9 protein-coding genes are annotated in these 13,880 nt (G+C 69.4%); 1 reads left to right on the top strand and 8 read right to left on the bottom strand.

The annotated features are described in order from the left end of the window. Positions 1-80 precede the first annotated feature (80 nt). The 5 genes from AB0924_RS01995 to AB0924_RS02015 form a co-directional block, all read right to left on the bottom strand. The gene (locus AB0924_RS01995) at positions 81-1,010 is read right to left on the bottom strand and encodes a hypothetical protein (protein ID WP_366910435.1); all 930 of its coding nucleotides are present in this window, start codon (positions 1,008-1,010) and stop codon (positions 81-83) included. Beyond that, positions 1,007-1,732, bottom strand: coding sequence for an RNA polymerase sigma factor SigM (gene sigM / locus AB0924_RS02000; RefSeq protein WP_366910436.1), 726 nt, complete (start codon positions 1,730-1,732; stop codon positions 1,007-1,009). Before sigM ends, AB0924_RS01995 begins: the two co-directional genes overlap by 4 nt. 22 nt (positions 1,733-1,754) lie before the next feature. Further along, on the bottom strand, positions 1,755-3,455 hold the full coding sequence (locus AB0924_RS02005) for a protein kinase family protein (protein ID WP_358929668.1): 1,701 nt from the start codon (positions 3,453-3,455) through the stop codon (positions 1,755-1,757). Between the two features lie 118 nt (positions 3,456-3,573). After that, positions 3,574-5,925 carry a murein biosynthesis integral membrane protein MurJ gene (murJ, locus tag AB0924_RS02010; protein WP_358929670.1) on the bottom strand — a complete coding sequence of 784 codons (2,352 nt, stop codon included), beginning with the start codon at positions 5,923-5,925 and terminating at the stop codon, positions 3,574-3,576. A 46-nt stretch (positions 5,926-5,971) separates the two neighbouring features. Continuing rightward, positions 5,972-8,338 (bottom strand): DUF6049 family protein, encoded by a 2,367-nt coding sequence (locus AB0924_RS02015; RefSeq protein WP_358929672.1) that lies wholly within the window; start codon positions 8,336-8,338, stop codon positions 5,972-5,974. Between the two features lie 256 nt (positions 8,339-8,594). Here AB0924_RS02015 and AB0924_RS02020 point away from each other — a divergent pair, with 256 nt between their 5' ends. Continuing rightward, a complete protein-coding gene (locus tag AB0924_RS02020; RefSeq protein WP_358929675.1) occupies positions 8,595-10,061 on the top strand; it encodes a CCA tRNA nucleotidyltransferase in 1,467 nt (488 codons plus the stop codon). A gap of 51 nt (positions 10,062-10,112) precedes the next feature. Here the strand turns inward: AB0924_RS02020 and AB0924_RS02025 are convergent, their stop codons facing one another. From AB0924_RS02025 to AB0924_RS02035, 3 genes are all read right to left on the bottom strand, one after another. Further along, positions 10,113-11,429 carry an MFS transporter gene (locus tag AB0924_RS02025; protein ID WP_366910437.1) on the bottom strand — a complete coding sequence of 439 codons (1,317 nt, stop codon included), beginning with the start codon at positions 11,427-11,429 and terminating at the stop codon, positions 10,113-10,115. A 110-nt stretch (positions 11,430-11,539) separates the two neighbouring features. Then, positions 11,540-12,622: an inositol-3-phosphate synthase gene (locus AB0924_RS02030; RefSeq protein WP_358929679.1), complete on the bottom strand. Its 1,083-nt coding sequence runs from the start codon at positions 12,620-12,622 to the stop codon at positions 11,540-11,542. Between the two features lie 43 nt (positions 12,623-12,665). Beyond that, complete coding sequence (locus tag AB0924_RS02035; RefSeq protein ID WP_358929681.1) at positions 12,666-13,349, bottom strand: helix-turn-helix transcriptional regulator; 684 nt, start codon at positions 13,347-13,349, stop codon at positions 12,666-12,668. Positions 13,350-13,880: the final 531 nt, after the last annotated feature.

A 13,880-nucleotide genomic window follows, 5' to 3' on the forward strand; every position in this document is an offset into this window, starting at 1 on the left:
CATTCCCAGTGTGTCCGGGCACACGGGGATGGCATGGGGTACGGATGACCGCACAGGCGCCGAGGATTCCTCCGACGAACTCAAGACCGGGGAAACGACTGCTTCATCAGTACCTTGCCGACGGAGTTCGGCTGCTGATGGACGCACTCCGCGTCGACGACATAGGCGGTGACGCGGGTGCTGTCGCCGGCGTCGGGCACCACGACCAGGTAGGCGCTCCTACCGGCATAGCTGCCGGTCTTGGAGCCCAGGACGTCGTCGTGGCTGTTGATCGCCTGACGGACACAGTCAGGGACGGGGGGCTGGGACTGGAGCAGGGTGTTGGCGCTCTGAGTGGACCCGGGGCCGGTCTGCTCGGTCTCGACCCCCGACCGCGGCTCACTGGACCGATGCTGCCTGGATTTCCCCGCGGTCAGCAGGCCCTTGACCTGGCTCTGGACGCTGTCCCCTGAGAAGCTGCCAGCGGTCGGCGCTGCAGTGCCGTGAGCCGTCGTACCGGAACCCCCACTGTTCAGGGACTGCAGGACCAGGGACCCGGCGCCCAGGACCGCGGCAGTGAGAAGGGAACCCAGGACTACCGTCCTCCGGCGACGCCCACGCCGGGCACCCTTGCGTCCCGGGCCAGTCGCTGCGGTGGACCGTCCAGCAGGGCGGCCCGACGGGTTCGATGTTTCACGTGAAACACGGCCACCGCTCTCCTCGCCCGCCGACGCCTCCGTCCCGGAAACCAGAAGCGGCCCATGACCGGCGTCCGAGGCGGTGCCGGCTGCCTCCGTGGCGAGAGCGGCGTCGAGGCGGCCGACGATGTCTGCGGGCATACGGGGGGCGTCCTCGAACGTGCCCAACAGTCCTCGGATCTCCTCCAGGGAGGCGAGGACGTCCGCACACGGCTCACACGCTTCCAGGTGCCGCCGCACCACGACGCCCCGGTCCGGCGGGAGCAGGCCCTCGGTGAGGTCGGAGATCTCCGCGACGTCCGGGTGCCCGGCCGTGTCTGTCGTGGAAGTCACGCTCGCCCACCTCCGCCCTTCGCCACTGCTGAATCACTCGGACCCGTACCCCCGGCATCTCTGCCGTGAAGGCCCGTTGCAGGTGGGACGGATGTCCCCTGCATCCGGTTCCGTCCGGGAGCGGGTTCTTTTTCGTCACTGGTGTTTCCGGGCCGCAGATGGCCGAGCAGCGGAAGAAGCCTGGCTCTGCCCCGGGCGCACCGGCTCTTCACCGTCCCGGTCGGCACATCGAGGATTCGGGCGGCCTCGGCGACGGGGTAGCCCTGCATGTCCACCAGGACCAGAGCAGCGCGCTGCTCGTAGGGAAGCGTGCCGAGCGCCTCCAGGAGCTGCCGGTGCAGATCGTTCCGCTCGGCGGGAGCCGAGGCGGACTCATGCGGCTCCAGCAGCTGTTCCAGCCGCTCGGTGTCGTCGACCGGGGCGGTCTTGCGGGCGGCAGCTTTCCGCGCGCGGTCGAGACACGCATTCACGGTGATCCGGTGCAGCCAGGTCGTGACGGCCGACTGGCCCCGGAAGGTGTGCGCGGCCCGGTAGGCGGACACCAGGGCGTCCTGGACCGCGTCAGCGGCCTCCTCTCGGTCGCCCAGCGTCCGCAGCGCCACGGCCCAGAGCCGGTCCCGATGCCGTCGGACGATCTCGGCGAAGGCATCGGGGTCGCCTTCTACGTGCCGGGCGAGCAGATCCTCGTCCCGTGTGTCGCCGTATCCGGCGCCATCTCCCATCGGCCCCTCCCGAGTGGAGACCTCAGCTGGTCACCTTGATGTCTGCCACCCGGCCTCGCCAGTGGCCCTCGTTGTCCGCGGGCAGCTTGGTCAACCACACGAGGAGGTACTGCGTCTTGAGGGACTTCCCGGGCTTGAGCGTCACCGTGGTGCCCGAGCCGTCGGCAACCTTGCTGTAGGCGTTGAAAGTCGACGGCTCGGATCCCGCGCCCGCGTCGGCGGCGCGGAGTTCGACCGAGGTCTCGCCCACGAAGGTGATGGTCACCTGGCCGACCTGCTGGACCTTGCCGAGGTCGAGCTTGACGCCGACGCCCGACTTCAGATTGCCGAACTCAGGGCTCAGGTAGAAGTCCGTCTGCCAGTAGGAGGCAGGGTTGTTGTCGTAGACCTTGTTTATGTCGGCCGGCTTCTCGGACTGGTCACTGCCGAACGGGTCGAAGTCCCGGGCACCCTTGATGGCGATGGGCTTGCCGTCCGTGGGCTTCTTGGGGCTCTTGTCGCCGCCGTCCTGTGTCTGGGTGTTGTTGGTGTCGTCGGGGTTGTCGCTCCGGTCCATCAGGGCGTCCGCGAGCTGCCAGCTGCCCAGGCCCAGAGCGGCGATGAGCAGGGCGGAGACGGCCCACTTCAGGACCTTGCCGGTGCGGCTCTGCAGCGGGGGCGGCGGGGGCGTGAGCGGCTGGGGGACGCCGGGGTGCGGAGCGGGGCGGCCGTAGGTGCCCTGCTGGTACGTGGTGCGCTGGTACTCCGGCGGCGCGGTGAAGGCCGGCTCCGGCGGGCGGATGCGGGGCATCTCACCGATCGCCTTGACCAGTTCCTCCGGCGTGGTGCACGCGGCCTCGTGACGCGAGGCGGTGGCGCCGTCGTTGACCAGGGCCCGCATGGCGAGCTCGGACAGGCCGCGGTGCACACCGGCCCGTACCTGGTCCGGTGCGATCAGGCCGATGTCCTTGGGCAGCCCTGACAGGCCGTAGGCGTCGTTCTCGTACGGCCAGCGCTGGGTGAGGGCCGCGTACAGCAGGGCGCCGATGGATTCGGTGTCCGTGCGCTGCGGGGTGACGGAGCTGATGCCGCGCAGCGCCGCGTTCACGGCCAGACCGCGGATGCGCCACTGGCCGGTGGAGGCGCGCAGGACGGCGTTCGGGTTCAGCCGAAGATGGGCGAGGCCTTCGCGGTGAGCGGCGGCCATGGCGGAGGCGACCTGACTGACCATCTGGTAGGCGTCGTGCGGCTCCAGCGGGCCGGCCGCGAGCAGCGAGGTCAGTTCGGTGGCGTCGGGCAGCCATTCGTGAACGACGTAGACGAGGTCGTTCTCCTCGACGGCGTCGAGGACCTGGACGAAGCGCGGATCACCGAGCAGCGCCGAGGACCGGGCTGCGGCCAGTACCGACCGTGCCCGCACATGATCAGCGGACAGGATGTGGACGCCCACGGCACGACGTAGTTTCTCGTCGACCGCGCGCCAACTGCTGAATCCGTCCAGACGGGTGACGCACTCCTCGAGGCGGTAGCGTCTGGCGAGCTTGTGACCGCTGTGCAGTTCGGGCGGCGAAGCCTTCTTGCCGGGGCCCTCCGTCCCGCCGCTCCCCTGTGCCTCGTCGCTGTCCGTGTCCCGCTCCGGGTTATGGGCCACCCCGTCGGCCGTGGACTGGTCCGCCTTCGCGGTCAGCGGCTCGTCACCGCTGTTGTCTGCCACGTCGACGGCAGCCGTGCTCCGTTCCGCCACCGTCGTCCCTGCCTCCCCATCCGTTGCACGCTGTCCGACGCCGAATCCAATTGTGCCCACAGTCCGGCGCTATGCACGACACACAGCCGCGGACGATGGTTGTGCGCCTACCCCCGCCTCAGCGCCCCAGACGCCCGCGGACCATACCCACGAGCGAGTTGAGTTCCTCGATCCGCATCTTGCGGGCGGCGACGAAGAAGACGCCGAGCAGGACCGCTCCACCGGCGATCAGCGCGGCGAACGAACCGACGACGCCCTGGCCGAGGGTGTGCCCGATGCCGTAGCAGGCCGCACCGCTGAGCAGGGCCGCCGGCACCGAGGCGATGCCGAGCCGGGCGTAGGTCCGCAGTACCCGGGCGCCGTCCAGGTCACCGCCGAGCCGCTTGCGCAGCCGCCGCCAGGCGACACCCACTCCGATCGCGTAGGCGAGGCCGTACGCGGCGGCCATGCCCGCCACCGCCCAGCGGGACGGCAGCAGGAAGTAGCAGAGCCCGGAGACAGCCGCGTTGACCGCCGCCACGATGACGGTGTTGTAGAAGGGGGTGCGGGTGTCCTCGTACGCGTAGAAGGCACGCAGTACGACGTACTGCACCGAGTACGGGATCAGGCCGAGGCCGAAGGCCATCAGCATATAGCCCATGTTGGTGGCCGAGCCGATGCCCGCCGAGCCGAAGATCAGCGTGCACATCGGGATGCCGAGCGCGAGGAAGCCGAAGGCGATGGGCACGATGGCGACCGCGGTGGTACGCAGCCCCTGGGAGATGTCGTCGCGGACGGCTCCGCCGTCGCCCTCGGCGGCCGAGCGCGAGATGCGCGGCAGCAGCGCAGCCATCAGGGACACCGTGATGATGGCCTGCGGCAGACCCCAGATCAGCTGGGCGTTGGCGTACGCGGCGAAGCCGGTTCCCTTGACACCGGAGTCGTCACCCGCGGCGGTGGACAGCTGGGTCACGACCATGGCGCCCAGCTGGTTGGCGAGCACGAACAGGACCGTCCACTTGGCGAGCATCGCGGCCTTGCCGAGGCCGTGGCCCCGCCAGTCGAAGCGCAGCCGGATCCGGAACCCGGTCTCCCGCAGGTACGGGATCATCGCGAGCGACTGCACCACCAGACCGAGCAGCACACCGGCGCCGAGCAGCCGCTGGCCCTGAGGCGGGATGCTCTCGACGGCCAGGTGGGAGTTGGCCGCGGTCCCGTAGACCCAGATGAACATGCCGAGCGAGATGATGATGACGATGTTGTTCAGGACCGGGGTCCACATCATCGCGCCGAACTTGCCGCGTGCGTTCAGGATCTGACCCATCACCACGTGGATGCCCATGAAGAAGATCGAGGGCAGGAAGTAACGGGTGAAGGTGACCGCGACCTCGTTGGCCGCCGGATCGTCCGCGATGGTGGGTGACAGCATCCGCACCAGCAACGGCGCCGCGAACATCGCGAGACCGGTCAGCGCGGCCAGGGCCACCATCACGAGGGTCAGCAGGCGGTTGGCGAAGGCCTCGCCGCCGTCCTCGTCCTCCTTCATGGAGCGCACCAGCTGCGGCACGAAGACCGAGTTGAGACCACCGCCGACGGTGAGGATGTAGATCATCGTGGGCAGCTGGTAGGCCACCTGGAACGAGTCGGCGAGCAGGCCGAGGCCCAGTGCGGCGGCGATCAGCGCGGACCGGACGAACCCGGTGAGCCGGGAGACCATCGTGCCCGCCGCCATGACCGCGCTGGACTTCAGGAGCCCTGCGGCCTTCCCACCCTTCTTCGGGGCGGGCGGGGCAGCCGTCGTGGTGGCGGCACCGGCGGACGCGGGAGCCGCGGCCGGGGCCGGTACCGACGGCGGCGTGGGGCCGCCGGGAGCGGTGGGTCCGGACTGGTACGAGGCGTCCGTGTACCGGTTCGGGTGCTGCGGGCTCTGTGCGTGCGGCGGAGCCGGGTAGGGGCCCGCGGGAGCCTGACCGCTGCCCGGCCCCACGGGGCCGGGAACGGCCGGGGGATCCATCGGCGCGGGCCCGCCGCCCTGCTGCTGGTCCCGGAAGAGGTGCGCGAAGGCGTCCGGCTCGTGGTACTCCTCACCGGAGTGCGTGACCAGGTCGTCCACGCCCACGAACTGGGTCGTGCGGGGGTCGTCGCCGTAGGGCAGGTACGGGGCCGCGCCGTCGGGCTCCGGCGCCGGGGTCTGCGCCCAGACCCGTGGGTCCGGCGCGTGCGGAGACTGGGCCGGCGGGGCGTACAGCGGCTGCTGCTGCTCGTAGGTGCCTGGGGGCGGCGGCGGGTGCGCGGCACGGTCGTACAACGCCTCGGCGACCGGGTCCTGGGCGGCGAGGTCCCGCGCCCGGTAGGGGTCCTGGTCGTAGGCGTCCTGGAGGTACATGTCCGCCGCGGGCTGCGGCGGCACCTGGCCGGGCTCGGGCGACGGCTCGGGGTGGCCCGAGCCGGCCGCGCCCTGGCCGCGATCACCGTCGTACGGCGCGTTCATGGTTACCCCACCTCATCGTCCCGGGCCACACCGGCCACGACATCGCTCAACGGTCCACTCTCTCACCCGTCCCGGACGGGTCGGTGTTTTCCGGTGCGGTGTCCGGCGCAGGGTCACTCGGCTGCTCCGGGTCCTCTGCCCCGGACGGGGCGCCGGACTCGTCGGGGAGACGGTCTCCGGGTGCGTCGGGGTTCCCCGGATCGTCGTCGGTCTTCCCACCCTCCGTGCCGGGACCGTCATCGTCCGTCTGGCGGGCCACCGCGCGCTTGCGCTGGGTGTACATCCGGAACCCGGCCAGGACGAGCAGGAGCACACCGCCGCCGATGACCAGCATGACGGTGGGGGTGACCTCGGTGACCTTCACGTCGAAGCTGACCGGGTCGCCGTACTCCTGGCCGTCCTGGGTGTAGAGCTGGGCGAAGACCGTCACGCGGCCGTTGGCGTTGGCCGCGGTGGTGAACTTCACGGACTGACTGTGGCCCCCGGAGACCTCGACGGGCTGCTCGTCGTAGCCCTTGCCGTGGATCTTCAGGCGGGTCGGCATCGTCGAGGTGAGCCGCAGGACCAGGTGGCTCACGGGCTGCACGAGGTTGTTCTGGACGGTCACCGGGATGGTGGCGCTGCGTCCGGAGAGCTTCGTCTCGGACTTGTCGATCAGCTTGACCTGGTCGGCCAGATCGTCGAGCCAGGCCTCGACGTCACCCCGGAAGCTGTCCGCCTCGGTACCGCGGCCGCGCCAGGACGTGGACATCTCACGGTTTATGGCCCGCCCGAACGGGGTGATCACCCGGGACTGGTCGCTGAGAATCACCTTGAAGTTGTCGAGCTTGTCCTGGGTGCGCGCGATCTGTTCGAAGGCCGTCCTCGGGAGCTCCCGCTTGCGCAGCGAGGAGGGGTAGGCGGACGTCGACGGGATGCGGGTGGTGGCGTCGGGGTCCGGCTTGGCCTTGGCGGCTGCGGTGAGGTTCTGGGCCTGGGACCAGGTGCCGCCCTGTAGCTCCTTGACGGCCTGCGCCATCGCCTGCGCCTGGCTCGCCGACGGCATGCGCTGCGGGGCGACCACGATGCTGCGCTGCGCGTCCGTCTGCGCGTTCACTTCCAGGCTCTGCGCCAGGAACTGCTGGACGGCGAGCGTCGCCGAGCCCGCCTTGGTGAGGTCGTCCTCGAAGGCCGTGGACAGCCGTGCGTCGGAGACCACCGCCGTGGTACCGCCGCCGACCGGGCGAGCCGCGGACGGGGTGTACGGCAGTCCGGCGGTCTCCGGGAGGCTGTCGCTGCGCGCGATCACACGGTCCGCTCCGGCGGAGGTGGCGACCTTCATGATCGACGGGTCGACGGCGCCTTCCACGGGCCAGGCGAAGTCGGTCGTCGGTGTGACGTGAAGCACGGTCTTCACGGTGGTGGCGGCGACGTCGGTGGCGTCCTTCAGGTGGCTGAGCGAGCCGGTGACGCTGGTACCGCTGTGTGCCAGGGAGGCCAGGTCCGGGTCTGCGAAGGGCAGGGCGACGACCTCCTTGCCCACGACGGCCTTCTGGAGCTTCGCCAGCCACTGCTTGGCGACCGCCTGGTGCGGACCTGCCGTGGTGGTGCCGTCCTCGCCCTGGAGCCGGTAGCTACCCGCCATGGCGTCCACCGAGGCCAGCAGGTCCGGGTCGATCACCCAGGTGACGTCAAGGTCCTTGCCCAGGTCCAGCATCTGCGCCAGCCGGCCGCCCGGTGCGATCTCCTTGGCCAGGTCGTCGTTGCGGAAGACCGGCGTCTGCAGCTCACCGGGGCCCGTCCTCGCCGTCATGTGGGAGGTGGAGATCAACGGCCACAGGAAGGTGGTCCTGGCCCTGGTGTCCGGCTCGGACGGCTGCCACGGCAGGAACGTCCGCTGGATGCCGAGAACCTGGTCCCAGGGCTGGGCGGAGGTCTGGCCGGACAGGGCCACACCGAACTCGTACACGCCGTCCTGGCCGAGGTCGAGCTGATCCACCGGGACGGAGATGCTGAAGTGCTGTGCGACGCCGGGCGCGAGCTTGGCGAACTTCTCCACGTACTTGCCGCCGACCTCGGGGCCGGTGTGGGTACGGAGGTCGTCCGAGTGCCGGGAGACGGCGTCGATCGCCGAGCGGGTGTTCAGCATGGGGCCCACCCGCAGGCCCACATGGGCGCCGGTGACGTTCTGCTTGCCGGTGTTCGTCACCGTGCCGGACACGGTCACCGTGTCCCCGTCCGTGGGGGCGCCCGGGCTGAGCGAGTCCAGGGAGACGGACACCGGGCTGGAGGAGGCGGCCTGTGCGGGCGCCGCTGCGGGCAACTGCAGGAGTCCCGCCAGCAGCGGCACACCGGCGAGTAGTGCTCCGGTGCGCCGCAGCCACCGGCGGGCCGGTGAGGCACTGGTCCCCTGGAAGTCAGCCGCCTCGGCCACGCGCTCGCCCGTCCCTCGTCGTCGTCAGTGGTCGTCGGAATGTGCGTCCACGCATGGTAACGAGGCGCGCTGAGTGGAAGTGCCGCGGTCTGCTCCGCAAGACCGGGGAGCGGTGGCGCCACGTCCTCTATATCCATTATCGAGGGAAGAGCGCTTGTACGCCGTAAGCACAGCGCTTGTGCGGGTATGCCGGGAGGTGTCCGCGCCGCTCAATGGAGGCGACCCGGGACGCCGGGGCCACGTACCCTCTTCTGTTGTGCCGAACGCCAACGAAGACACTCCCTCTGCCCTGAGCCAGGCGCAGCACCGCGCGGTCAGCGAGCTGCTGCGGGTGGCCCCTGTCGCCGACGACCTCGCCCGCCGTTTCCAGGCGGCCGGGTTCTCGCTCGCCCTGGTGGGCGGCTCGGTCCGGGACGCGCTGCTCGGCCGGCTCGGCAACGACCTGGACTTCACCACCGACGCGCGTCCCGAGGACGTACTGAAAATCGTGCGGCCGTGGGCTGACGCCGTCTGGGAGGTGGGGATCGCCTTCGGGACGGTCGGCGCGCAGAAGAGCGCCCGTGTCGCGGACACCGACTGGCAGTTCCAGATCGAGATCACCACCTATCGGTCGGAGGCGTACGACCGCACCTCACGCAAGCCCGAGGTCTCCTATGGCGACTCGATCGAGGAGGACCTCGTTCGTCGCGACTTCACGGTCAACGCGATGGCCGTGGCGCTGCCGGAGAAGGAGTTCATCGACCCGCACGGTGGTCTCCAGGACCTCGCGACTCAGGTGCTGCGCACCCCCGGTACACCCGAGGACTCGTTCTCGGACGATCCGCTGCGGATGATGCGGGCCGCCCGGTTCGCCGCCCAGCTGGACTTCCAGGTCGCTCCCGAGGTCGTCAGCGCGATGACCGAGATGTCCGGGCGACTCGAGATCGTCTCGGCCGAGCGGGTCCGGGACGAGCTGAACAAGCTGATCCTCTCCGAGCAGCCGCGCAAGGGTCTGGCTCTTCTGGTCGACACCGGGCTGGCCGACCATGTCCTGCCCGAGCTGCCGGCGCTGCGCCTGGAGAGTGACGAGCACCACCGGCACAAGGATGTCTACGAGCACACGCTGATCGTGCTGGAACAGGCGATCGCGCTGGAGCAGGAAGGGCCGGACCTCACGCTCCGCCTGGCCGCGCTGCTCCATGACATCGGCAAGCCGCGTACCCGGCGCTTCGAGAAGGACGGCCGCGTCTCGTTCCACCACCATGAGGTGGTCGGCGCGAAGATGACCAAGAAGCGAATGACGGCTCTGAAGTACTCGAACGAGCTGGTGAAGGATGTCTCACGACTCGTTGAGCTCCACCTGCGCTTCCACGGGTACGGCACCGGCGAGTGGACGGATTCGGCGGTACGGCGCTACGTCCGTGACGCCGGCCCGCTGCTGGATCGCCTGCACAAGCTGACCCGGTCCGACTGCACGACGCGGAACAAGCGGAAGGCGGTCGCGCTGTCGCGGGCCTATGACGGCCTGGAGGAGCGTATCGCCCAGCTCCAGGAACAGGAGGAGCTGGACGCGATCCGTCCGGATCTCGATGGCAACCAGATCATGGAGATCCTGGGCGTGAGCCCCGGCCCCGTCATCGGCAAGGCTTACAGGCACATGCTGGAGCTTCGCCTGGAGAACGGTCCGATGGCGTACGACGAGGCGACGGCGGCCCTCAAGGAATGGTGGGCGGGTCAAGGCTGAGATGCGGCGGGGCACTGGGGTCGTGTTTCACGTGAAACACGACCCCAGTGCCTATCGAGGGGGCGATGTTTCACGTGAAACATCGCCCCCTCGACTGTCTCTGCCGCGGTGGCGCTCGAAGTGGGCCATGCCCACAGCCACCCCGCCATAGATCAGCGCGACGAGAACCACCAGCACGACTGAGCGTCCGTCGGGCGGGAGCATCAGCGCGGCGACTCCGGCGGCACCGACGAAGGCGATGTTGAAGAGGACGTCGTACACCGCGAAGATTCGGCCTCTGAAGGCGTCCTCCACCGACGTCTGGACGACGGTGTCCGTGGCGATCTTGGCACCCTGGGTGATCAGGCCCAGGACGAACGCGGCCACCAGGAGGGGACCGGTGGCGAACGGGAGGCCGAGGGCGGGCTCCAGCACGGTGGCCGTGCCGGCGCATACCGCGATCCAGCGACCCGGCCCGAGCCGTCCCACTGCCCAGGGCGTCACCACGGCGGCCACGAAGAAGCCCGCACCGGACACGGCCAGACCGAGTCCGAGGAGCCGCAGTCCTTCCTCGGGAGTCGTGGAGAGGGCGTAGCGGCACAGCATGAGCAACAGCACGAGGAGCGCTCCGTAGCAGAAGCGCATCAGCGTCATGGCGGCCAGTGCCCAGGCCGCCTCCCGGCGGCCGGGCGCGGCCAGGTGCCGGACGGCCGAGAGCAGGTCCCGTGCGGTGTCGAGGAGCGCCGTCCTCAGATGGGGCTGTGCGGGCTCACGGTCGGGACCGAGCAGAGCGGGAGCCATGCTCAGGGCGGTCAGTGCCGCACACAGATAGAGGAAGGCTCCCAGCAGTACCACCGCGGCATCGGAATCCGACGCCGCGAGCCGGACCACGAAGGCGAGGCCGCCCCCGGCCGTCGCGGCGAGGGTCCCTGCCGTGGGCGACAAGGAGTTGGCGATCACCAGGCGCTCGGTGTCGACCACACGCGGCAGGGCGGCCGACAGCCCGGCGAGGACGAAACGGTTGACGGCCGTGACGCACAGCGCGGAGGCGTAGAACAGCCAGTCCGGCACATGGCTGACCATCAGCACGGCGGTGGCTCCCGCCAGCAGGGCGCGCAGCAGATTGCCGTACACGAAGACCTGGCGGCGCCGCCAGCGGTCCAGCAGGACGCCGGCGAAGGGGCCGACCAGCGAGTAGGGCAGCAGCAGGACCGCCATCGCCGAGGCGATCGCCGCCGCCGAGGTCTGTTTCTCCGGGGAGAAGACGACGTACGCGGCCAGTGCGATCTGGTAGACGCCGTCGGCTCCCTGGGACAGCAGACGCACGGTCAGAAGGCGGCGGAAGTCCCGCAGACGCAGCAGGACGCGCAGGTCACGGACGACGGGCATGGCCCCACCCTCACATATGCGAAGGGTCCCCGGGTCGGGAGACCCGGGGACCCTTCGCAGCCCTGGCAGGAGCGTTCTCTTCGGCGCGCTGGGCGGCCGGACCGGCGTGCTTAGCGCTCGACCTCGCCGCGGATGAACTTCTCGACGTTCTCGTAGGCCTCGTCGTCGAAGTACTGGACCGGCGGGGACTTCATGAAGTACGAGGACGCGGAAAGGATCGGGCCCCCGATACCGCGGTCCTTGGCGATCTTCGCGGCGCGCAGGGCGTCGATGATGACACCCGCGGAGTTCGGGGAGTCCCAGACCTCGAGCTTGTACTCCAGGTTCAGCGGAACGTCACCGAAAGCGCGGCCCTCGAGACGGACGTAGGCCCACTTGCGGTCGTCCAGCCAGGCCACGTAGTCGGACGGGCCGATGTGGACGTTCTTCTCGCCGAGGTCCCGGTCGGGGATCTGGGAGGTGACGGCCTGCGTCTTGGAGATCTTCTTCGACTCGAGGCGGTCACGCTCGAGCATGTTCTTGAAGTCCATGTTGCCGCCGACGTTGAGCTGCATCGTGCGCTCGAGGCGGACACCGCGGTCCTCGAACAGCTTCGCCATCACGCGGTGCGTGATGGTGGCGCCGACCTGGGACTTGATGTCGTCACCGACGATCGGCACACCCGCCTCGGTGAACTTGTCCGCCCACTCCTTGGTGCCGGCGATGAAGACCGGGAGGGCGTTGACGAAGGCGACCTTGGCGTCGATGGCGCACTGGGCGTAGAACTTCGCCGCGTCCTCGGAGCCCACGGGCAGGTAGCAGACGAGAACGTCGACCTGCTTGTCCTTGAGGACCTGGACAACGTCCACGGGCTCCTCGGCGGACTCCTCGATGGTCAGGCGGTAGTACTTGCCCAGACCGTCGAGGGTGTGGCCGCGCTGGACCGTGACGCCCTTGTTCGGGACGTCGCAGATCTTGATGGTGTTGTTCTCGCTGGCACCGATGGCGTCCGAGAGGTCGAGGCCGACCTTCTTCGCGTCGACGTCGAACGCGGCGACGAACTCGACGTCACCGACGTGGTAGTCGCCGAACTGCACGTGCATCAGGCCGGGGACCTTGGACGCCGGGTCGGCGTCCTTGTAGTACTCGACGCCCTGCACCAGCGACGCGGCGCAGTTGCCCACGCCGACGATGGCTACGCGAACCGAACCCATTCCGGTTGCTCCCTGTGTGTACGAGTGAGGCCCTGAGTGGGACTCACGTGGCGGTGTCGCCGGGCGTATCCGTACCGAAGTGCTCTCCGGTACGGGGCAGGCCGCCCGTCGATCCAGTGGTGGTGTCCTGCTGAGCGGCGCCCCCGGACGCGGGACCCTTCAGGTCCCGCCCGGCCCGCTCGCTCTCGATGAGCTCGTTCAGCCAGCGCACTTCGCGCTCCACGGACTCCATTCCGTGGCGCTGGAGCTCAAGCGTGTAGTCGTCGAGACGCTCTCTGGTGCGCGCCAGGGAGGCGCGCATCTTCTCCAGACGCTCCTCCAGGCGGCTGCGCCGGCCCTCCAGCACGCGCATGCGCACATCCCGCGAGGTCTGCCCGAAGAAGGCGAACCGTGCGGCGAAGTGCTCGTCCTCGTACGCGTCGGGACCGGTCTGCGAGAGCAGCTCCTCGAAGTGCTCCTTACCTTCTGCCGTCAACCGGTAGACGATTTTGGCGCGGCGCCCGGTGAGGGGAGCGGCCAGGGCGTCCTCATGGGTACTGCCCGGTTCCTCGATCAACCAGCCGTTGGTGACCAGCGTCTTGAGACAGGGGTACAGGGTCCCGTAGCTGAACGCCCGGAACACGCCCAGTGACGTATTGAGTCGTTTGCGCAGCTCATAGCCGTGCATCGGGGACTCGCGCAGCAGGCCGAGGACGGCGAACTCAAGGATGCCGGAACGCCGGCTCATGATCGCCTCCCCTCTGTCCGCCACGTCTTTATCTCACACTGATGTATCGACTCGATACATCACGACGATAGAACGGCCTTCCATGCGCGACAAGGGGGTGGATGGTGAACGGGATCACATCACCGATTCGTAGGAGGCAAGTTGCCTGATTTGGGGTGAACTTCGGGACTCGGCGGGTTTTGGCGGTGCGTAGTCTGTGCGGCATGCACATCACCGGGAACCGAGTGACGCCTGGGGGCGTCCTCGTCCCTGGAGCAGTACGGGTGAATGCGGGACCGACCACATCCGTACTTCGGGGGGACCGGAAACCAGCCGCCGTTTCCAGGCGCGCAAGGGTGCGCCTGCCCGAGGAGTAGTCGTTCGATGAGCGAGCACCGTCGCAAACCGCCGCAGCCGCAGGGAGGCGGACGTGCCGCGGCCCGACGCGGCCAGTCCGGCCCGGCCTCCGGCCGCCGCGCGGCACCGCGAGGCGCCACCGGGTCCTCAGCCGACTCCTATGGGTCCTCTTCCTATGGGTCGGACTCCTATGGC

It is taken from the genome of Streptomyces sp. NPDC047869 (genome assembly GCF_040704065.1).
GTDB lineage: Bacteria > Actinomycetota > Actinomycetes > Streptomycetales > Streptomycetaceae > Streptomyces.